We start from the raw sequence: 19,623 nt of genomic DNA on the forward strand, positions 1-19,623 counted from the left end.
TTATGAAAATTGGTATTTTATCGGATAGTCACCTAAAAAGTGACTATACAAAAGAAGTTATTGACTTTTTAAAAGAAGTTAATAGTGAGTATTTAATTCATGCTGGTGATTTATGTATTGAAAAGAATCTGCAACTTTTAGAAGATTCAAAACTAAAATATATAGCAGTATTTGGAAATAATGATAGAAATTTATTAGACTTATCTTCTAAATATAATATAAAACAAGAACCATACTATTTCCAAATAAAAGAGATAAAATTTAAACTTATGCATTTACCATATTATCTAAGTCCTGATAGTGATGTGGTGATTTTTGGACATACTCATATGTTTGAGCAAGAGTATAAAAACAAGACACTTTTTGTAAACCCAGGTGAGGTATGTGCAAGAGAAAAGCCTTTGATAGAATGTGTTCAACTTGAGATTAATGAAAATGAGTATATAATCTCACGTTACTATAAAAAAATAAATGAAAAAGATTTTAAGAAAGAAGAGTATATATATGAACGATAATAATGAAGAAATATTTTTATGTGCTATTTGTAATGTTGAAAGTGGTACATGTAATGAAGACTGTAAATTTTGCACACAAAGTGTTAGATATAAGGCTGATATTCAAAGATATACATTAAAAAGTATAGAACAAATTATTAAAGAAGCTAAAAGTGCAAGAGCAAATGGTGCTGTTGGATTTTGTTTAGTAACAGCAGGCCTTGGCTTAACTGAAAAGAAAACTAAGTTTATAGCAGAAGCTGCACGAGCAATTAAAAAAGAGAATATTGGACTTAGATTAATCGCATGTAATGGAACAGCAACAGTTGAGCAATTAAAAGAGTTAAAAGCAGCAGGAGTTGATAATTATAACCATAACTTAGAAACATCAAGAGATTTTTATCCAACAATTTGTACAACACATTCATGGGATGAGAGATATCAAACATGTTTAAATGTAAAAGAGGCTGGTTTAAAACTAGTTTGTGGTGGAATTTTTGGAATGGGAGAAACTCAAGAAGATAGAATTTCAATGTTAGAAGCTATTAATTCCCTTGATCCTATGAATGTGCCTTTAAATTTCTTTCATCCAAATGCAGCATTACCGATTGTTGAAAATACTATTACAAGAGAAGAAGCTTTTGATTTAATTACGCTTGCAAGAAAGATGATTCCAAATGCTCATAAAATAATGGTAGCAGGAGGACGAGAGTTAATGTTTGGTGATGAGCAATATGAAATATTTAAAAGAGGTGCAAATGCTTTTGTTATAGGTGATTACTTAACAACTGCTGGAAAAACTCCTAAAGATGATGTTGAGGCTTTAGAATCATTTGGTTATAAGATAGCTAAAAATTTTCACGTAATGCCAGACGAGAAATAGGACCATTATGAGCGAAGAAATATTAATAATTATATCAATATCACTAATAATATTTACTTCGCCATTAGTATCAAAACTTTTAAAACTTCCTACAATTCCTGTTGAAATTATGATGGGGGCAATTGCTGCTTATTTAGCATTTATTGTTGAGCATCCTATTTTTCATCTTGTAGCTGAACTTGGATTTTTATATTTAATGTTTCTTGCAGGCCTTGAAATAGACTTGAAAAAACTTTTATCAATTTCTCCTTCAATGTTAAAAAAATCCCTTTTATACAATGCAATTTTATTTGGCTGTTCAATTTTTATAACCTTATATTTTAATTTAGGATATATATTTATTGTTATTTTACCTCTAATTTCAATTGGAGTGCTTGCTGCTCTTAAAAAAGAGTATGGTGATACAGAATGGATTAAAATAGCTTTTATTGTCGGACTTATTGGAGAGATTTTATCTATCTTTGCATTAACTACAGTTTCTGCTGGTTTAGAGTTTGGAATAGGGATTGATTTCTATAAAACAATGGCATTATTTATTTTATTTTTAGTTTCAATGATTTTACTTTATAAATTATTACATAATCTTATTTGGTGGTTTCCTGAAATTAAAAACTATTTAATGCCACAAGAAGATCATCAAGAACAAGATATAAGAATCTCTATGGCTATATTCTTTTTAATGATTACTGTTATGATGTATTTGCATTTAGAGATCGCTTTTGGGGCATTTATAGCAGGTATTTTTATTACAACATTCTTTGAAGATCATAATAAACAATTACCCCATAAATTAGAACACTTTGGTTTTGGTTGGTTGGTTCCTATATTCTTTATATCAGTTGGAGCTTCACTTGAGATTGAAGCCTTATTAGATTGGGATTTAGTTAATAAAGCATTACTTATAACTCTTGCTATGATTATAATTAGGTTATTAGCTTCTTTATTGTTTGTGAAAGAAATGGGATGGAATAAGTTTTTTATGCTAGGATTATCACATGCTATGCCATTAACGCTTTTAATTGCAGTATCTACAATAGCATACAATAACCACTCAATCACTCAAGAGTATTACTATGCATTTATTTTAGCTTCTATCTTAGAAGTGTTACTTGTAATGGTAATTATTAGAATAATTACTAATTTAGTTTATTTTAGAAATAGTAATTAAGTTATTCTCATATTTAACATCATATTTAGATGGTTTATCAATTAATTCTATAGCAATTCTAAAATAACCTTCTTTTTTATGATTACCTATAGTGATTTTTTTATAGTTTCTTGAATCAAGATCATCTTTTTTAGTTAGAAAATTCAACTCAGCTTTATAATCAATAATAATTTTATTCTCTTTTATAATAGAAAACTTTTTAGAAACTTCATAATCTGTATGAATGATTAATTTATTATCATTAAACTCAACTTTTAGAAAAGATAATAATTGTTTACTAACTAGTTCATCATCGTTTATAACATCAGCTCTTGGTTTTACATAAACAACTTGTGTAGGCTCAAGAGCTTGAGTTTTTGATAACTCTTTTTTTACTATTTCTTTTGTTTTTTGCTCTGCCTGAGATTTAGTTTTTTGAATCATAGAGTCAACTTCTTTTTTTGAATATGACTTAGGTGTTGGAGCCTCTTTTATAAGTGGAGTCTCTTTTTTTTGTGTTTCTTCAACTTTATTTTTATTTGCATCTAAGCTAGTAACTTTTGACATCTTTTCTTGCATTTCTTTTATATATTGAGCTTCTTGAGCCGCTTCAAGTGTTTTAGGAGTTTCGTTTATTTCAAGAATTTTAGCCGAAGCTTCTTCATATGCATCAGTAACTGCAAATGGGTTTTCTCTTGCACTTAGATTTGTTGATAAGATAATTGTTAATGTAAATAAGAATAAAGTTTTCATTGTTGTTCTGGCTCCAAGTTTTTTAATTCAAAATACTCTTTTTGTAAATAAGCATTTTCTCTTTGTAATCGTAGAATTTCTCCTTCAAGATACTCTTTTTTATATTTCAATGAATTATAAACTTGTAAAGAGTTATCTCCAAAGAGAACATTAACTGCATGATAAGAGAAAAATATTGTAATAATTAATGATATAAATACTATTAATATGAATTTTTTATATGCAGTCAATTGTTTCATCTACTCTTATTATTTTTTAAAAGGTTCTTTTCCTAAATATTCAGCATAACCAACTTCTGCACCAATTTCAAGAAGTCTATTATACTTTGCAATTCTATCACTTCTAGCTGTACTTCCTGTTTTGATTTGCCCACAATTTAAAGCAACAGCAAAATCAGCAATAAATGCATCTTCACTTTCACCTGATCGATGTGACATTACACAGTTATAGTTGTTTCTTTGTGCAAGTCTAATTGTTTGCATAGTCTCAGAAACTGAACCAATTTGATTAGGTTTAATTAAAATAGAGTTTGCAATTCCCTTTTTAATTCCTTCGCTTAAAATTGAAGCATTTGTTACAAATAAATCATCTCCAACTAATTGAACTTTTGAACCTAAAACATCAGTTAATATTTTCCATCCATCCCAGTCATCTTCACTTAATCCATCTTCAATTGATACGATTGGATATTTTGAACATAAATCCGCATAATAAGCAACTAATTCAGCAGAAGTTAGCTCTCTGTTTTCTGATTTTAATACATATAAACCTTTTTCATTTATAAGTTCAGATGCAGCAACGTCAAGAGCAATAGCAACTTGTTCACCAGCTTTATATCCAGCTTTTTCAATAGCAGTCATAATAACTTGAATTGGTTCTTCGTTTGATTTTAAGTTTGGAGCAAATCCACCCTCATCACCAACTGCTGTACTTTCACCCATAGAGTCAATAACTTTTTTTAAGTGTTGATAGATTTCTGCAGTTGCTCTTAAACCTTCGTTAAAGTTTTCAAATCCAACAGGCATAATCATATACTCTTGAAAATCAACAGAGTTATTAGCATGCTCTCCACCATTAATAATATTAAACATAGGAACTGGCATAGTCATTGCATTTGCTCCACCTAAATATCTATATAATGGAATTTGTAATGAGTTAGCAGCAGCTCGTGCAGTTGCCATTGATACACCTAATACAGCATTTGCTCCAAGATTTGAATAGTTGTGAGTTCCATCAATATCTTTCATTGTTGCATCAACTTCAGCTTGATTAAATGGACTTAAACCTATTAATTCATTTGCAATAGTAGTGTTTACATTTTCAACAGCTTTAAGAACACCTTTTCCTAAAAATCGACTATCTCCATCTCTTAATTCTAAGGCTTCTCTTTTTCCAGTACTTGCACCACTTGGTACAATAGCGCTTCCTTTTGTACCATCACTTAATATAACTGTAGCTCTTACAGTTGGGTTTCCTCTTGAATCTAATACTTCATCAGCGTATACATTATCGATAAATACCACTTAAGTCTCCTAATATTCATAATTTTAATGATTATAGCTAAAATAAATTTGTTATTTGCTTTTGTAGATTTTGTTGAGTGTTTTTTGTAGATTTTTTTAAGAAGAAAGGGAATAAAATTCCCTTTATTTTTTTATTTTTTATTCGTCAATTTCAGATGAATCTTCATCATCACTAGAACCTGTAATAATAGAATCATTTATTCCCATTGACTCAAGAATTTTATTTTCAATCTCTTTTGCAATTTCTGGGTTATCTTTTAAGAATACTTTTGAGTTTTCTCTTCCTTGACCAATTTTAGAATCACCATATGAGAACCAAGCACCTGCTTTGTCAACTATATCAAGCTTAACACCATAATCAACTAATTCTCCAGTTTTAGAAATACCTTCACCAAACATAATATCAAATTCAGCTTGTTTGAATGGAGCAGCTACTTTATTTTTTACAACTTTTACTTTTACTCTATTTCCAATTGAATTTTCACCTTGTTTAAGTGTTGCAATTCTTCTGATATCAAGTCTTACTGATGAGTAAAATTTAAGTGCATTTCCACCTGTTGTTGTTTCTGGACTTCCATAACCTGTCATTCCGATTTTCATTCTTATTTGATTAATGAAAATTACTGTACAGTTCATTTTATTTAATAAACCAGTAATTTTTCTAAGAGCTTTAGACATAAGTCTTGCTTGAACACCAACTTGTTGATCATCCATATCACCATCAATCTCTACTTTTGGAGTAAGTGCGGCAACAGAATCCACAACTACTAAATTTACAGCACCAGATCTAATAACAGTTTCAAGTATTTCTAAAGCTTGTTCACCAAAATCAGGTTGTGAAACAAGTAAGTTATCTGTATCAACACCTAAGTTTTTAGCATATCCTACATCAAGTGCATGTTCCGCATCAATAAAGGCACATACACCACCAGCTTTTTGACACTCTGCAATTGCATGTAAAGTTAAAGTAGTTTTACCAGAAGATTCAGGTCCATAAATCTCAATAACTCTTCCTTTTGGAAGACCACCAACACCAAGTGCTAAATCAAGTCCTAAAGAACCTGTACTAATTGTTTCAGTTGGAACAACAACCTTGTCTCCAAGTCTGATAAGTGTACCTTTACCAAATGTTTTGTCTATTTGTTTAATTGCTAAGTCTAATGATTTTCTTTGATTGTCATCCATAATATTTCCTATGTTGATTTTATTTCTTATTTTTATGAGGGAATTCTAGCAGCTTTTTTATGAAGGGTAGATTTATATTACAATTTGCAATATTTTTATTTACTTTCTTCTTGAGATATCTTTTCAATACTCTCAATAGTCTTAATATGTGCATTTACTCTTTTTTTCATAGTATAAGTTTTTATATGCTTTGCAAGAATTTTTGTATACTTTTTATAATTTCTTGAATCTTTTTCAAATAAAGATAGTTTTTTTTGTATTTTTATGATGTCTTGGGGGATTGAGTTGTTTTGCATGATAAACCTATTTTTCTTTAATTATATTTAAATAATGATTAAAGTAAATAATAAAATCTAATCTAAATAACTTTAATTATTTACATACTTATTTACTTTAAATTTGAAAAATAATTTTTTATATAATTTGGAGTTTCATGTATCTTTAATAATGATGATAAAAATTCATTCCCACTTATTTGTAGCTTATTTTCTCTATAAATATGCATATATTTTCTAAATATTCTATAGTATGAATCTTTTATTTTATTAGATTCTAATGCACCTGCATTTTTTTCAAGTTTATTGTAACAGTTTAAGCAACTTTCCAAGTCAACGGAATGAAACTCTCTACATATAAATGGTCTTATCTCGTATATACTACAAATTTGATTATTAAGAAAAATACAGGGTATTTGTAATTTTATGTGATCATCAGTAGTTTGCATTTGTGAAGTAATATTTGTAATTTCTTTGATTTTACTAAATATGGCATTTTGTTGTTCTTGATTTAAGTTGTCTTTGATGTATGAGTAAATAAAGACGGCTTCAGGTTCTGTAATTTCAACTCTTGTGTTACAACAGTGTGAACATCCTTTTGAACAAGCAATATTTTGTTTTGTAGTTTCATTAATATGAGTTGATAGGAGTTTTAAATCTTCATACATATATTTAATTACTTTATTAGAGGTATTTAAAGATTTATTTTTTAATAATTTTGATATTTTTTTTTCTTCATTTATATAGTATTTTTTCATTTTAATCCTTTTACAATGAAATTGTATTTAAATAAATATTAAAGTAAATAAAAAAACCTAAGTCAAAAAGACTTAGGTTTTTAGAAGTTTTAAAAATATATTTACAAAGATTATTGTAATAATTTTAAAACATTTTGTTGAACAGTATTTGCTTGACTGATTGCATATGAACCAGCTTGAGAAATAATGTTTTGTTTGTTGAAGTTTGCAGATTCTTGTGCATAATCAACATCTCTAATAATAGATTCAGCCGCAGCTACGTTTGTAGACTGAGTCATTAAGTTTCTAACAGCAGATTCTACTTGGTTTTGAGTCGAACCTATGTCTCCTCTATATCCATTCAGTGTCGTAATTGATTCATCAATAACACCTTGGAATATACTAGCTTTTGCTTTTGTTAACTCTCCAGAATCTAAATTTTTTAGTGTTTGTAATGATGCACCTACATCACTAGCTCCACCAATTGTCATTAAATCTTCTGCGGCAGTTGATTTATTGTTATTTGTTACAGTGATTTCTTCTATAGCTGTTGTTGTAATAGAAATAGCTCCATTTCCTGCATCTTTAAGAGCAATAGAATTAACATTAAAAGTTCCAAAATCTATAGATTTACCACTAGTTAATGTAAAAGTACCGTCAGAATTATCAACAAAATCAGCAGAAACTAATTCTTTTAATTTTGCTGTATCAGCAGCATTTGCATTTGATATTGTTAAATTACCAGCTGCTAAAAGTGTCCCAATTTTACCACTTACTGTAACATCAGATGATGTAGCACCTGTAAATGTTGTAGCTGTACCTGCTACTGTTGTAACTAGTTCAGCTGCTCCATTTTTGATTTCATCATTTACACCAGCAGAAAGGGCTTCTTTAGCACCTGCAAGACCTAATGTATTTGATTGAATAGAAGTATTTGAAATAGTGTCAGTTTGTTTTTCACCAACTTGAAAATTTAATCCACCTGATGCTAAGTTATCACTTGTACCAGCTTGAAGTAACGTTGTACCATTATAATTCGTTTGTTTAGCAATATTGTCTAATTGCTCAAGTAATTTACTAATATCTTTTCTAATAGCTTCTCTACCATCATCAGATGTAGTATCAGTATTAGCTTGAATTAATTTAGCTTTAACTGTATCAAGAATACTTGATTGTTCAGACATTGATTTATCAGCAATTTGTAATAAAGATACAGCTGAATTACCATTTGAAACACCTTGATTAATTGATGTTTGTTGAGTTCTAAGTTTATCAGCAATCGCTAAACCAGATGCATCATCAGACGCTTTATTGATTTTAAGACCAGTAGAAAGTTTTTCTAATGAACTTGAAATACTATTGTTAGTGTTTTTTGATGCTTCTTGAGCAGTAAGTGATGAAACGTTTGTATTGATAATCATAATAAATCCTTTTTAGTTATGACGACATTGTGAATAAATTCACCTCAAAAACCTTCTTGTATCAGCAAGCATAGAGAGGAAAGCTTTTCTTCTCTTCGGAATCCATTGATCCCTAATTTGTATATGAAGAATTATGACATACCATTTCTTAAAATTAGATTAAATTTATTATTTCTTCTTTAGAATTATTCCAGCTTCAATATGATTTGTGTAAGCAAACTGATCAAACAATGCTTCTTTTACTATTTTATGGGTCTTTGTGAGCTCTTGTAAATCTCTATGTAAAGTTTCTGGGTTACATGATATATAAATTATTTGTTCAAAATCTTTTGCTAAAGCTCTTGTAACATCATCAAGTCCTGCTCTTGGAGGGTCCATAAAGATAGTATCGAAGTTATAATCTTTTAAGTTTACATCTTTTAATCTTTCAAAAGTTCGCACTCCTTGAAGTCCTTGTACAAACTCTTCAGCACTCATTCTAATAAATTGTATATTAGAAACATCATTTAATGCACAGTTTCTAAGTGCAGATTTTATAGATGTTTTTGAAATTTCTGTTGCTAATACTTTTGAAAACTTTGTTGAAAGTGGAATAGTGAAGTTTCCTCCCCCACAGTACAACTCGCATAAATCTTTGTCTGATGAATTGATATTATTTAAAACCCATTCAATCATTTGGATATTTACATTTGTATTTGGTTGAGTGAAGCCACCTTCTTGGTATTCAAATTTGAAGTCTTGATTGTTTATATTTAAAGTTTCAGATATTAAATCATTTGTTAATATAACTTTTTGTTTTCTGCTTCTTCCTATGATTTTGATATTTAATTCAAGTTCAAGTTTTTTTGCAAGTTCATTCCATGAATCATCTAGTTTTCTATGATAGATTAAAGTAACAAGTAAATCATTTGTAGTACTTCCTAAAAATTCAACTGCAAAAAGTTTATTTTCAAGCTCTTTTTCTTTTTTCACTAAGTCTAAAAGTTTTGGCATGATTTCTTGAATATGAGGACTTACTATTTGACATGAGTCTATTTCTAAGATATTTTTATCAAAATCATTCATTGCATATGAAATAGTGTGATTATCGTTTTCATCTTTATCCCACCAGATTCTAAACTCAGCTCTATTTCTGAAGTTTTTATCGTTACTTTTGATTATGTCAAAATCCATAGATGTAAAGTTTGAAAATCTTTCTTTTTCTCTTTGTACTTTGAAGTCTAATTGTTCTTCATATGATTTATCATGTAGTGTACAAGAAGCACATTTTCCAAAATATTTACAATTCATTAAATTCCTTTAGCTTTACTCTCTGTTTTGTGGGAGCTTATCTTTTTATTATTTATAATTATATTCAATTGATGGTATTTATTTCTTTAAAGATAAAATTTCTGGCTTTTGGATATAATCAATTTATATTTTTTTAAGGAGTCGAAAATGAAATCAATAGTCGTAAATATTCAAGATGATAATTTAGTTGATAAAGTCCTTTGGTTACTAGATCACTTTAAAAATGATGGAGTAGAAGTCGTTTTAAAAGAAGATATGGAAGATTTAAAATTGTTAAAAGAAACAAGAAATGATGAAAAAATCAATTTTGAAGATTATTTAAAAAATGCAAATTGAAATTAGAAAAAGTGCAATAAAAGACTTAAAACAGATTTCAGAACCTTTTAAAACAAAAATACACAATAAAATTTTAGAACTTAAAAAATTTCCAAATCTACAAAATATAAAAAAACTTACAAATTTTGAACCAGCATATAGACTTAGAATTGGTGATTATAGAGTTCTTTTTGATGTTGAAGAAAATATTATAATTATAGGTAGAATTTTACATAGAAAAGAAAGTTATTAATAAATGAAAGAAAATTGGCAACAACAACTACAATCACTATTAAACTGTGATTTAAAAACCTTATATCCATTAGCTAGAAGTTTAAATAGAAAGCTAGAGTTTTATGTGGGACCTACAAATAGTGGTAAAACATATAATGCAATGCAAAAATTAAAAGAGGCGAACTCTGGACTTTATTTAGCACCATTGCGACTTTTAGCACTTGAAGGTTATGAAGACTTAAAAGCTTCGAACTTGGAAGCTTCACTAATAACAGGTGAAGAACAAATGTTAAATGAAGATGCAGCTCATGTTTGCTCGACTATTGAAATGTTAGATTTTGATTTAGATGTTGATGTGGCTGTTATTGATGAAGTTCAAATGCTTGATGATATTGATAGAGGTTGGGCATGGGTAAATGCAATCATTGGATGTCCTGCTAAAAAAATCATTATGACAGGAAGTGTAAATGCACTTGACGCTGTTAAAAGAATCGCAGCATATTTAGATGAAGATTTAGAAATTGTAAAACATCAAAGAAAAAATGAATTAAAAGTTTTACCAAAATGGACTGCATTAGACAAGTTAGAAGAGGGAACTGCATTAATTGCCTTTTCAAGAGCAGATGTTTTAAAACTAAAACATAGACTTCAAAAAAACTATACAGTATCTGTTATCTATGGGAACTTATCACCTGAAGTAAGACGTGATGAAGCTCAAAGATTTAGAGAAAAGAAAAGCCAGATTCTAATAGCAACAGATGCTATAGCTATGGGATTAAACCTTCCTATAAAAACTATTTTATTTACAACTGATACAAAGTTTGATGGTGTTAGTAAAAGAAAAATTACTGTAAATGAAATCACTCAAATAGCAGGACGAGCAGGGCGTTATGGTATTTTTGAAGCAGGATTTTTAGGTGCTACAAGAAGAGATGTCTTAGATCATATAAAAGAAGAGTTTGACTCTCCTATTAAAACAATCAAACCACCTTTTAAAGTAAAAATAAATAATAACCAATTAGAAGCATTAGCTGCTCATATTAAAACAAATTCCTTAACAAAAGTATTAAAGTTTTTTGCTGATAATATGTATTTTTCAGGTCCTTTTGTTGCTGCAAATATTTCATCTATGATTGAAGCTGCAAAAATAGTTGATACAAAAATAAATCTAAAACTTGAAGAAAAATATCTTTTAGCACAAGCGCCAATAACTGCAAAATCAAATATCATCATTCAAGCTTATGATGCATATATTGCAAGTGTTATTAAAAAAAGAGTTTGTCACTATAAACCCTCTATTACCCTGCCTAAAAAAGCTATAACTCAAAGGGATTTATTGCTAGTTGAAGATGAGGTTAAAAAAATATCATTGTATTTATGGTTATCATATAAATTTCCAGAACTTTTCCCTGATCATGATAAAGCATATATTTTAAGAAATTCTTTTAATTCATTTATTGAAAAATCTTTAAGAGGAAATTTGATTCAAGAAGAAATTCCTAAAAAAACTTTTTCAAGAAAACCTCATGCAGATGATAGAAGAGAAAAAAATGATAAAAAAAGTTATAAATCACGAAGAAGAAAAGCAATTTAATAAAAAATTAGCTAAAATGTAAAACTTAAATAAAGAAATATAAAAGGAATATCAATAGTGTTTGGATTTTTTAAAGTTAGTGAAGATCTTTTTTACAAAGAGCTACTATCAGATGATATTGATATTAATAAAATCCAAAAATACATTGAAAAAGGTATTGATATAAATAAAAAAGATGAAAAGGGCAGAAGTATCCTTTTTATGCTTAGTGCAAAAAGAAAAATTGATGCAATAAGAATTTTATTGAAACACAATGTTAATATAAATTTAGAAGATAGATATGGAAGAACAGTTTTAGATGAAGCTGCCTTACGATCAGATGGAATAATGCTTAGGTTTTTTCTTGATAATGGTTTTGATATTAATCGCAAAAACAGTAGTGGAAGAACGATTTTTCAAGATGTAGCATTAGAAGGTGATTATAAGATATTTCAAGTTTTAATGAATTATCGACCCGATTTTAATATAAAAGATAGCTATGGAAAAACTGTATTATTTGATGCAGTTGAGGGTGAAAATATTTATATTTTAAAAGATGTGGTAAATAATATTGATAGTTTAAATATTTTAGATGAAAACTATCAAACAGCACTTTTTAAAGCAGTTTTAAAAGATAACATTGAAATATCAAAATTATTGATTCTTAATGGAATAAATGTAAATTTTTTAGATAGAGATGGTCAAAACGTACTTTTTAATACTATTTTACAAGGTTCAAAAAATATTCCTATTATAGAACTTCTTATGAAAAAAAATATTAATATGAATATTGTTGATAACAATAATAAAAATATTTTAGATGAGCTTTTATTTGTTCATGATTTACAAAAAAATACATCAAAAGAATTAGATGGTAAATACAAACTAATTACACCTGAAAAAGAGTATTTACCTTTAGCTTTAATGTTTATAAACAATGGCTTAGATATCGATAAAATTCATGAAGATGGGAAAACAACTCTTCAATTTGAAATTGAAAATAAAAACTTTGCAAATGTAGAGTTTTTGGTTAATTGTGGAGCTGATATAAATGTTTCTGATGAAAATGATAAGAATATAATTTATAAAGAAATTTTAAAAGGTTATTCTAACTATCAAATGATAGATTTCTTAGTTTCAAAAGGTGCTAATTTAGAAGCTAAAGACTTAGATGAGAAAACAATTTTTGATGATATTGTTGAAATAATAGCTATTTCAAAAGGATTCAAAAGAGTAAATCCAGCTTTAGCAGCTTTTACAAAAGAGAATGAGAAATATGATGTTCTTTTAAAAAAAATATTAACATATAGACCAAATATTGAGGCTCAAAGATTAGATGGTAAAAATATTTTATTTGATTTAGTTTTATACAATGATTTTGATACTTTAAAAACTATTATAAATTATGGTGTAAACCTAAATATCAAAGACAAAAGAGGGTCAACTCCTTTGATGTATATGGTTGAAGAGGGCTTAAAAATAAAAGATAAAAAAGAAAGGGAATCTTTTATTGAAAGATTGGTTTACTTTTTAAAATATAGAGTTAGTGTTGATATTCAAGACCTAGATGGAAGAACAGTTCTTCACAAAGCTGTAATTGCAAATGATTTAACAGTTGTAGAAAAGCTTTTAACAAAAAAAGCTGATTTAACAATTACTGATATTCATGGTAGAACTGCTCTTCATCACACTCAATGGCATGGAAATTATAAAATTGCTAGGTGGTTAATTGCAGCTGGTGCTGATATGAATCAGTTAGATAATAGTGGATTTACATTATTGAATTATGCAGCTATTTTTGGTCATGCAAGACTTGTTATTGCATTGGTTGCATCAGGAGTACTAATGTATAATAAGAATCCAAAAAATAAAAAAGTAGCACAATTTTTTAAAGATAGAGAAAAAAATTTAGATAAATTATTAAATACAAATACAAATGATTCAAAAATGCAAAAAGCGTTAGAAGAAGTTGTAGAAAATTTAAAAAAAGAAATTAACGAAGTACTAATATAAACAATATGAAGAGGATAAAAAATATGTTTAATAAATCAATTATAGTTTTAGCAGCAGGTGCAGGAACAAGAATGAAATCTGATACTCCAAAAGTATTGCATAAAATTTCTGGAAAACCAATGTTATATTATTCAATAAAAGAGGCTTTGAAATTAAGTGATGATATAACAGTAGTTTTATTTCATCAAGCAGCTCGTGTTCAAGCTGAAATGGAAAAGTATTTTTCTAATATAAATTTTGTTATTCAAGATCATACTAATTATCCAGGAACAGGTGGAGCTGTTATGAATATCACTCCAAAATATCCTAAAGTTTTAGTTTTAAATGGAGATATGCCTTTAATTCAATCAAGTGAATTGGAAAAATTTGACATCGATGCAACTATTGTTATGTCTGTTTTAGAACTGAAAAGTGCTGATGGATACGGAAGAGTTATTGTTGAAAATGGAAATGTTAAAAAAATAGTTGAGCAAAAAGATGCAAATGAAGAAGAATTAAAAGTTACAACAGCAAATGCAGGAATTTATCAGTTTGAAACAAAATTCTTACTTGAAAACTTAGTAAAATTAAATAATAACAATGCTCAAAAAGAGTATTACATTACAGATTTAATAGAAATGGCAATAGAACAAGGAAAGGTTTTAAAACCACTTGCTGTAAATGAAGAAAACTTCAAAGGTGTAAATTCAAAAGTAGAACTAGCGGATGCTGAGGTAATTCACCAAAAGAGAATCAAAAAAGAGTTCCTAAAAGCTGGTGTTATTATGAGATTACCTGATACTATTTATATAGAAGAGGGTGTGCAAATTGAAGGGGAAAGTATTATTGAAAATGGTGTAAGTCTGCTTGGAAACTCTAAAATCATAAATTCACATATCAAAACAAACTCTGTTGTTGAAGACTCAATTGTAAGAGATAGCGATGTTGGACCAATGGGACGAATAAGACCTGGAAGTGATTTAAACAAAACACATATTGGAAACTTTGTAGAGACAAAAAAAGCTATTTTAAATGGTGTAAAAGCTGGACATCTTTCATATCTAGGCGATTGTACAATAGATGAAGGAACAAACATAGGTTGTGGAACAATAACTTGTAATTATGATGGAGTTAATAAACATCAAACAATTATTGGTAAAAATGTATTTGTTGGAAGTGATACTCAGTTTGTAGCCCCTGTAAATATTGAGGATGATGTATTAATAGGAGCTGGTTCAACGGTAACTGGAAATGTAAAAAAAGGTGAATTGTATTTAACAAGAGCAAAAGCAAAAACTATTGATGGTTACTTTTACAAACATTTTTCAAGTAAAAAAAAGTAGAAAAATATGTTACTAAAAAATAAAAAGATATTAGTAGGAGTAACTGGCTCAATTGCTATTTATAAAGCCTTAGAATTAATAAGACTTTATATAAAAGCAGGTGCAATTGTAAGAGTGATAATGACAGATGGTGCAAAAAAATTTATAAATCCAATAACATTCGAAGCAATATCTCAAAACAAAGTATTATGTGAAGATAGTGAAAATTGGGATAAAAGCCAAGATTATAATCATATTGATATTGGTAAATGGTCTGATATTTTTGTAATAGCACCTGCTAGCGCAAACACTATAAATGCATTGGCAAATGGTTTAGGAAATAACTTACTTCTTCAAACAGCTTTAGCATATCCTAGAATGAAATTAATAGCACCTGCTGCAAATACAAATATGCTAAAAAATCCAATTACACAAGCAAGTCTTAAAATGCTAAAACTTTGTAATTATGAAATAGTTTCATCACAAACAAAAGAGTTAGTTTGTAAAGATGTGGGTGATGGAGCTATGGCAGAACCACAAGATATTTTTGATGCAACTTGTAAAGAGCTTTTAAAAGAAGAGTATTGGGTAAATAGAAAAGTAGTATTAAGTGGTGGTGGAACTATTGAAAAAATTGATGATGTTAGATATTTATCAAACTTTTCATCAGGGAAAATGGCCTCATCATTAGCAAAAGCTTTATATTATAAGGGTGCGGATGTTTGTTTAGTAAGCACTAGAGGTTATGAGAATTTACCTGCAAATATTCATTTAATAAAAGTTCAAAGTTCATCTGAAATGTATGAATATTTGGTTGATTCTCTAAGAGTTGCCAAAAAAGGAATTTTGACTAAACCCACTTTAATGGATAGTTCAAGTCCAACATTGATACTTAAAAAACCATATTTATTTATGGTGGCTGCTATTAGTGATTATGTTCCATCTTTTCCACAAGAGGGAAAACTAAAAAAAGAGATGATTGGAACTTCATGGAGTTTAGAGTTAAAGCAAAATATGGATATTTTAAATTCACTTGATAAAGATGGATTAATCTCTATTGGATTCAAGGCTGAAATGGATGAAAATGTTGCTTCTTCGAATGCTACCTCAATGCTTGAAAAGAAAAATTTGGATGGTGTTTGTTTAAATATTATAAATGAAGAGAATAATTTTGGAAGTGAAAATAACAGCATAGAACTTATTTTAAAAAATAACTCTTATGAATTTAAAGGTTCAAAATTAGATATTTCATTAGATATTTTAGCAAAACTGAAAGTAGAGTTTAAAGAATATGAATGATTTAAGAATTCCTATTCATGTAGCTATGATTATGGATGGAAATGGAAGATGGGCAAAAGAAAGAGGTCTTAAAAGAACAGCTGGGCATAAAAAAGGTGCTGAGGTTGTACGTGAAATAACTACATATTGTGCAAAAATTGGAATAAAATATCTAACATTATATGCTTTCTCAACTGAAAACTGGAAAAGACCAAAGCTTGAAGTTGAGTATCTTATGAAACTTTTAGATAAATATTTAAAAGAGGAATTAAAAGTTTATTTAGAAAATAATATTAAATTTAGAGCAATTGGAGATTTATCAAAGTTCTCAAAAACACTACAAAATAGAATTATAAAAACTCAAGAAGTAACTTCTTCTTGCACTGGACTTACACAAGTTTTAGCATTAAATTATGGCTCAAAAGATGAAATAGTAAGAGCAGTAAAAAAGTTAAATGAAAGAGGGCTTGAAGTTACAGAAGAAAATATAGAGTCTTGTCTTGATACATCAGGAATTCCTCCTGTTGATATTATGATAAGAACAAGCGGAGAAGTACGTCTTTCAAACTATTTATTATGGCAAAATGCTTATTCTGAAATGTTTTTCACTCAAACATATTGGCCTGATTTTACCCAAGGAGAGTTTGATGATATTATAAGTGATTTCTCAAGAAGAGAGAGAAGATTTGGAGCTGTTTAGTTTTATCTTTGGAGCGTGTATTGGTTCTTTTTTAAATGTATTAATACTAAAACTTCCTTTTTATAAATCATTGTTATCAAATAAAAGAAGTAAATGTCCATCTTGTGGACATTTAATTTATTGGTATCATAATATTCCTCTTATTTCATATCTATTTTTAAAAGCAAAATGTTCTTATTGTGGGGTTAAAATTTCTTTTCAATACTTTTTAGTGGAAATTATAAGTGCATTGGTTACACTATTTTTGTTTTTAAAAATAGGTTTAAGTCAAGAGTTTATTTTTATGTGTTTATTATCTTATGTATTAATAGTTTTATCTTTTATTGATTTAAAATATAAAGCAGCTCCTGATTACTTACTTTTAATAGCTTTGTTTTTATCTTTTTTTGCAACAAATTTTAACCTTTTAGATGCCTTTAAAAATGCATTTTTATTTGCAGGAGCATTAGTTTTACTAAATTTTGTAATAACTTTTTATATTCAAAATATAAAAGCAAGAGTGTTAAAAGATGAATCTTTAAAAACACAAGAAGCTTTAGGTGAGGGTGATATTCCTATTATTGCTATGATGGGAGTCATCCTTGGTTTAAGCTCTGGTGTATTTGCTATATTTTTGGCTGCTTTTTTTGCTATAATACCTTCAATTTATTCAAATATAGTAAAAAAAGATATGCAAACACCATTCATTCCTTATTTAGTTTTAGGATTTTATGTGGAATATTTTTTTAATTTAGAAACATTTACAAAGGCCTTTTATTGAAATTAAATCATTATTTATATTCCCAATTAGCAATTACATTTTTCCCCATTTTTTTAGGATTATTTTTTATTACATCAATTGTTTTTTTAGTAAAAATCGCTTCATTAACTTCAATTATTACAATAGATTTCTTTGAATTATTTAGACTTTTTGCATATGTAGTTCCACAGATTATATTTTATACTATGCCAATTTCATTTTTTATATCTTTGGTTATTACTCTTGCTAAATTAGCAAGTGAGTATGAGTTAACAGTTATTACTTCATTTGGTTTAAATCCTGTAAATATTTTAAAAATATTTTTGCCTCTGACCTTGCTTTTATCAGCTTTATTATTAGTGGTTTCAGTAGGATTGATTCCTAAAACGAAATTTCTTACTAAGCAATTTTTAGAAACAAAGAAAAAAGAAGCAAATTTTAATATAAAAGCTAGTGAATTTGGACAAAAATTTGGTGATTGGTTAATTTATATAAATGATAAAGATCAAAAAACTTATAGTGATGTAAAGTTATTTAAAACAGAAGAGAAAAAAGATCAATTTATTATTAGTAAAACTGCTGTTTTAGATAATGATAAAGGGAATCTAAGCTTTAAATTAGTAGATGGAAAAGCCTTTATTATTGATGAAAAAGAGTTAAATCAAATTGATTATGAATCAATGTATATAAATGATTCTATTGCAGATAGTAAAATAGGAGTATTTACAGATACTTACACTTATTGGAAGAATAATATCCAAAAAAATGTTGATATTGATGATTTGACGTTTTTTATTTTAACTTCACTATTTCCTTTGTTTTCACTTTTTTTAGTAATTACTTTTGGATATTTTAATCCAAGATATGAGAAAAATAGAGCGGTGTTTTTTTCTTTAATTGCAGTAGTTTTATATTATGTTTTAATAAAAATAATAGGAGATAAAATCTTATTACATGCTTTATATTTAATTCCAATAGTATGGCTTATTGGAACTTATATCTTATATTCTAAAACCATAAAAAAAGAGTATTAACTTCCATGAATTTAAAATTTGTAATTGCTTATGATGGAAGTCTATTTCAAGGAAGTCAAAAGCAATTAAATGGTTTAACTGTTGAAAATAAACTTTTAAAAGCATTTAAAGAAATAAATATAGAAACAAAAATAGTTTTAAGTGGACGTACTGATAAAGAAGTTCATGCAACAGGCCAAGTATTCAATTGCATAGTTCCTGATTTCTGGACAGATTTTTTTAAATTGAAAGAAATTTTAAACAGAAATCTTCCAAGTTCTATAAAAATAAATAAAATTTCAAAAGTTAGTGATGATTTTCATTCAAGATTTCATGCAAAAAAAAGAGTATATAGGTATATAATTACTACAAAAGCTACAAATCCTTTTAATGATAAATTTATAACTCATGTGCAAAAAGTTGATGAAGAGCTTTTAAAAATTGCAATTAAAGAGTTTATTGGAGTTTATGATTTTAAATATTTTCACAAAACAGGAAGTGATAAAGAATTAACAAAAAGAGAGATCTTTGATACAGTTTTTTATAAATATAAAGATATATATGTATTTAAATTTACAGCAAATTCTTATTTACGCTCTCAAATTAGGTTAATGGTTGGATTTTTATTAGCTATAAATGATAAAAAACAAACTATTGATAATTTAAGAAAACAATTAAGGTTAGAAGCACACTTATTTAAACATCCAGTAAAGGCAAATGGGCTTTATTTAGCAAAAATAAAATATTAA

At 27.7% G+C, this 19,623-nt stretch carries 21 protein-coding genes; 13 read left to right on the forward strand and 8 right to left on the reverse strand.

Annotation, left to right across the window (positions count from 1 at the left end; translation table 11 throughout):
• The first annotated feature begins 2 nt into the window (after nucleotides 1–2).
• The 3 genes from ABVS04_RS08755 to ABVS04_RS08765 are packed head-to-tail and all read left to right on the forward strand — an operon-like array spanning nucleotide 3 to nucleotide 2,545.
• On the forward strand, nucleotides 3–515 hold the full coding sequence (locus ABVS04_RS08755; protein WP_368030318.1) for a YfcE family phosphodiesterase: 513 nt from the start codon (nucleotides 3–5) through the stop codon (nucleotides 513–515).
• Nucleotides 505–1,377, forward strand: coding sequence for a biotin synthase (locus ABVS04_RS08760; RefSeq protein ID WP_368030319.1), 873 nt, complete (start codon nucleotides 505–507; stop codon nucleotides 1,375–1,377). The genes ABVS04_RS08755 and ABVS04_RS08760 overlap by 11 nt, the downstream gene beginning before the upstream one ends.
• A 7-nt stretch (nucleotides 1,378–1,384) precedes the next feature.
• Complete coding sequence (locus tag ABVS04_RS08765) at nucleotides 1,385–2,545, forward strand: cation:proton antiporter (RefSeq protein WP_368030320.1); 1,161 nt, start codon at nucleotides 1,385–1,387, stop codon at nucleotides 2,543–2,545.
• Here the strand turns inward: ABVS04_RS08765 and ABVS04_RS08770 are convergent.
• The 8 genes from ABVS04_RS08770 to trmA all read right to left on the reverse strand — a co-directional run bounded on the left by ABVS04_RS08770 (nucleotide 2,519) and on the right by trmA (nucleotide 9,708).
• The gene (locus ABVS04_RS08770; protein WP_368030321.1) at nucleotides 2,519–3,277 is read right to left on the reverse strand and encodes a hypothetical protein; all 759 of its coding nucleotides are present in this window, start codon (nucleotides 3,275–3,277) and stop codon (nucleotides 2,519–2,521) included. The two genes, ABVS04_RS08765 and ABVS04_RS08770, sit on opposite strands and share 27 nt — an antisense overlap.
• Nucleotides 3,274–3,516, reverse strand: coding sequence for a septum formation initiator (locus tag ABVS04_RS08775; protein ID WP_368030322.1), 243 nt, complete (start codon nucleotides 3,514–3,516; stop codon nucleotides 3,274–3,276). Before ABVS04_RS08775 ends, ABVS04_RS08770 begins: the two co-directional genes overlap by 4 nt.
• Nucleotides 3,517–3,525: 9 nt before the next feature.
• On the reverse strand, nucleotides 3,526–4,800 hold the full coding sequence (gene eno / locus ABVS04_RS08780) for a phosphopyruvate hydratase (RefSeq protein WP_368030323.1): 1,275 nt from the start codon (nucleotides 4,798–4,800) through the stop codon (nucleotides 3,526–3,528).
• 138 nt (nucleotides 4,801–4,938) lie between these two features.
• Nucleotides 4,939–5,985 carry a recombinase RecA gene (recA, locus tag ABVS04_RS08785; protein ID WP_368030324.1) on the reverse strand — a complete coding sequence of 349 codons (1,047 nt, stop codon included), beginning with the start codon at nucleotides 5,983–5,985 and terminating at the stop codon, nucleotides 4,939–4,941.
• 95 nt (nucleotides 5,986–6,080) lie between these two features.
• Nucleotides 6,081–6,281: a hypothetical protein gene (locus tag ABVS04_RS08790; protein ID WP_368030325.1), complete on the reverse strand. Its 201-nt coding sequence runs from the start codon at nucleotides 6,279–6,281 to the stop codon at nucleotides 6,081–6,083.
• Nucleotides 6,282–6,373: 92 nt separating this feature from the next.
• Entirely contained in the window at nucleotides 6,374–7,018 is a 645-nt protein-coding gene (locus ABVS04_RS08795) for a YkgJ family cysteine cluster protein (protein WP_368030326.1), read from the reverse strand.
• Between the two features lie 110 nt (nucleotides 7,019–7,128).
• Nucleotides 7,129–8,418 (reverse strand): flagellin, encoded by a 1,290-nt coding sequence (locus ABVS04_RS08800; RefSeq protein ID WP_368030327.1) that lies wholly within the window; start codon nucleotides 8,416–8,418, stop codon nucleotides 7,129–7,131.
• 168 nt (nucleotides 8,419–8,586) lie between these two features.
• The gene (trmA, locus tag ABVS04_RS08805) at nucleotides 8,587–9,708 is read right to left on the reverse strand and encodes a tRNA (uridine(54)-C5)-methyltransferase TrmA (RefSeq protein WP_368030329.1); all 1,122 of its coding nucleotides are present in this window, start codon (nucleotides 9,706–9,708) and stop codon (nucleotides 8,587–8,589) included.
• Nucleotides 9,709–9,855: 147 nt separating this feature from the next.
• Here trmA and ABVS04_RS08810 point away from each other — a divergent pair, with 147 nt between their 5' ends.
• From ABVS04_RS08810 to truA, 10 genes are read left to right on the forward strand one after another with little or no spacing between them, the layout of a single operon-like run.
• The gene (locus ABVS04_RS08810; protein WP_368030330.1) at nucleotides 9,856–10,044 is read left to right on the forward strand and encodes a hypothetical protein; all 189 of its coding nucleotides are present in this window, start codon (nucleotides 9,856–9,858) and stop codon (nucleotides 10,042–10,044) included.
• Nucleotides 10,034–10,276, forward strand: a complete 243-nt coding sequence (locus tag ABVS04_RS08815; RefSeq protein WP_368030331.1) for a type II toxin-antitoxin system RelE/ParE family toxin — start codon at nucleotides 10,034–10,036, stop codon at nucleotides 10,274–10,276. Before ABVS04_RS08810 ends, ABVS04_RS08815 begins: the two co-directional genes overlap by 11 nt.
• Nucleotides 10,277–10,279: 3 nt before the next feature.
• On the forward strand, nucleotides 10,280–11,851 hold the full coding sequence (locus tag ABVS04_RS08820) for a helicase-related protein (RefSeq protein ID WP_368030332.1): 1,572 nt from the start codon (nucleotides 10,280–10,282) through the stop codon (nucleotides 11,849–11,851).
• A gap of 57 nt (nucleotides 11,852–11,908) precedes the next feature.
• Nucleotides 11,909–13,843 carry an ankyrin repeat domain-containing protein gene (locus tag ABVS04_RS08825; protein WP_368030333.1) on the forward strand — a complete coding sequence of 645 codons (1,935 nt, stop codon included), beginning with the start codon at nucleotides 11,909–11,911 and terminating at the stop codon, nucleotides 13,841–13,843.
• 23 nt (nucleotides 13,844–13,866) lie between these two features.
• Entirely contained in the window at nucleotides 13,867–15,165 is a 1,299-nt protein-coding gene (gene glmU, locus ABVS04_RS08830) for a bifunctional UDP-N-acetylglucosamine diphosphorylase/glucosamine-1-phosphate N-acetyltransferase GlmU (RefSeq protein WP_368030334.1), read from the forward strand.
• Between the two features lie 6 nt (nucleotides 15,166–15,171).
• Nucleotides 15,172–16,443, forward strand: coding sequence for a bifunctional phosphopantothenoylcysteine decarboxylase/phosphopantothenate--cysteine ligase CoaBC (gene coaBC, locus ABVS04_RS08835; RefSeq protein ID WP_368030335.1), 1,272 nt, complete (start codon nucleotides 15,172–15,174; stop codon nucleotides 16,441–16,443).
• Nucleotides 16,436–17,122 carry a di-trans,poly-cis-decaprenylcistransferase gene (locus ABVS04_RS08840; RefSeq protein ID WP_368030336.1) on the forward strand — a complete coding sequence of 229 codons (687 nt, stop codon included), beginning with the start codon at nucleotides 16,436–16,438 and terminating at the stop codon, nucleotides 17,120–17,122. Before coaBC ends, ABVS04_RS08840 begins: the two co-directional genes overlap by 8 nt.
• A complete protein-coding gene (locus ABVS04_RS08845) occupies nucleotides 17,082–17,882 on the forward strand; it encodes an A24 family peptidase (protein ID WP_368030337.1) in 801 nt (266 codons plus the stop codon). Before ABVS04_RS08840 ends, ABVS04_RS08845 begins: the two co-directional genes overlap by 41 nt.
• The gene (locus tag ABVS04_RS08850) at nucleotides 17,879–18,895 is read left to right on the forward strand and encodes an LptF/LptG family permease (protein ID WP_368030338.1); all 1,017 of its coding nucleotides are present in this window, start codon (nucleotides 17,879–17,881) and stop codon (nucleotides 18,893–18,895) included. The genes ABVS04_RS08845 and ABVS04_RS08850 overlap by 4 nt, the downstream gene beginning before the upstream one ends.
• Nucleotides 18,896–18,900: 5 nt before the next feature.
• Complete coding sequence (gene truA / locus ABVS04_RS08855; protein WP_368030339.1) at nucleotides 18,901–19,623, forward strand: tRNA pseudouridine(38-40) synthase TruA; 723 nt, start codon at nucleotides 18,901–18,903, stop codon at nucleotides 19,621–19,623.

Origin of the sequence: Arcobacter sp. s6, from assembly GCF_040884245.1 — a bacterium.
Taxonomy (GTDB): Bacteria; Campylobacterota; Campylobacteria; order Campylobacterales; family Arcobacteraceae; genus Aliarcobacter.